We start from the raw sequence: 1,428 nt of genomic DNA, 5'->3' as shown, positions 1-1,428 counted from the left end.
CTATATGAACGCGTCCCGTTTGCAACAGTTTTCGTGTGTTCCGACAGACAGGATGGGCTGCAGCTCTATATCCGGCCTTCATGCAGCCGATACCGTCGCTGCGGGCCCCTATGAAATTCGCTGACTCGCACCTCATTCTCCTTAAGAGCTCGAGGCTCCTCACTCCATTCAGGTTTAGCGAGTCCCGGTCCTACCTGGCTTGTCATCACATTTGATTACTGCGCAACCTTTCGACGTTCACCCTGTATTAAAAGTTGATCGTTCTACCTCGCGCGAGCCGCTCAAGCTGGCTTCACGCTCACATAGTTGCTCCGGTATGGTCTGTCGTGAGCGAGCACTGCCCAGATCGTCCGTGCCATCTTGTTTGCTAGCGCGACGATCACCACATTCGTCGGTCGCCGTTTCTTCATCTGGTCGACCCACGGGCTAGGGGTCTTCGAGTGCGTCAACACCGCTCGAGCCCCGTGAATGAGTAGCGTGCGCAAGTATGTGTCGCCTCTCTTACTGATTCCATGCAGGACCACCTTGCCGCCCGAACCGGTCTGCTTGGGCACGAGGCCCGCCCACGCCGCAAATTCCCGCCCCGAACTGAACGCCTTTGGGTCGCCCATCATCGCTACCGCAGCCGTGGCCGTCAGCAACCCCACGCCGGGAATCTCGCAAATTGCCTTCACCGCCTTGTCTTCCTTCTTCCAGTCGCGCATCCGCCGCTCAATTTCGGCAACCTGCTCGTCCAGTCTCGCCAGACCATTCCATTGCTCGCGCAGCGTATCGATCAACGCTGAGGGTAGGCGCTCCGCGATTCTGCCAAGTGCGGCCGGTATCTCCTGATCTAGCTTTGCCCTGCCTTTACTCATTACCTCGCCGTATTCCGTCAGTAGTCCGCGCAGCCCATTGATTTGCATGGTGCGGAATTTCACCAACTGCTCACGCATTCGGTGCAACGCCAGCATTGCCTGTTGTATTTCCGTCTTCACAGCCACCGGCTTGCCGGGCTGCTGGACAGCCAGCCAGATTGCTCGGGCGTCAGCGGCATCGTTCTTGTTGCGGATGTTGAATGCTTTCACGAATTCAGCCGGCATCAACTTCACCTGATGACCCAGCCTCATCAGTTGCCGGGCCCAGTGATGTGCACCGCTGCACGCTTCCATCCCCACCAGACAGGGGACACTGTTCGCGAAGTGCTCCAGAAACTTCGCCCGTCTAATCGGTTTGTTCACGATCTCACCGGTTTCCCGATCAACGTAATGCACCTGAAAAACTTGTTTGGCGATGTCTACGCCTACGGCCATACTGTTCATCGTGGGTCCTCCGGTCACCGGGAAATGCTTGCATTTTCCACCTGGGCACATCGATGCCGTTGGCCCGTGAGGATCCACCCCTCTTTACCCTCACGTGCGTGGGTGGGACGCGTTCATTTCATTCTCC

General features: G+C 57.4%; 1 protein-coding gene. It reads right to left on the bottom strand.

The annotated features are described in order from the left end of the window. Nucleotides 1-281 precede the first annotated feature (281 nt). A complete protein-coding gene (locus tag WT97_RS18915; RefSeq protein WP_059794108.1) occupies nucleotides 282-1,301 on the bottom strand; it encodes an IS110 family transposase in 1,020 nt (339 codons plus the stop codon). Nucleotides 1,302-1,428: the final 127 nt, after the last annotated feature.

Origin of the sequence: Burkholderia sp. MSMB1459WGS (assembly GCF_001534535.1) — a bacterium.
In the GTDB taxonomy this organism is placed as follows: Bacteria; Pseudomonadota; Gammaproteobacteria; order Burkholderiales; family Burkholderiaceae; genus Burkholderia.
Note: the sequence above shows the minus strand (reverse complement) of the source record. Positions and strands in the feature narration are given on the sequence as shown.

Excerpts from the sequence above, each read along its gene's own strand:
- WT97_RS18915 (WP_059794108.1), bottom strand. The coding sequence starts at position 1,301 with ATGAACAGTATGGCCGTAGGCGTAGACATCGCCAAACAAGTTTTTCAG.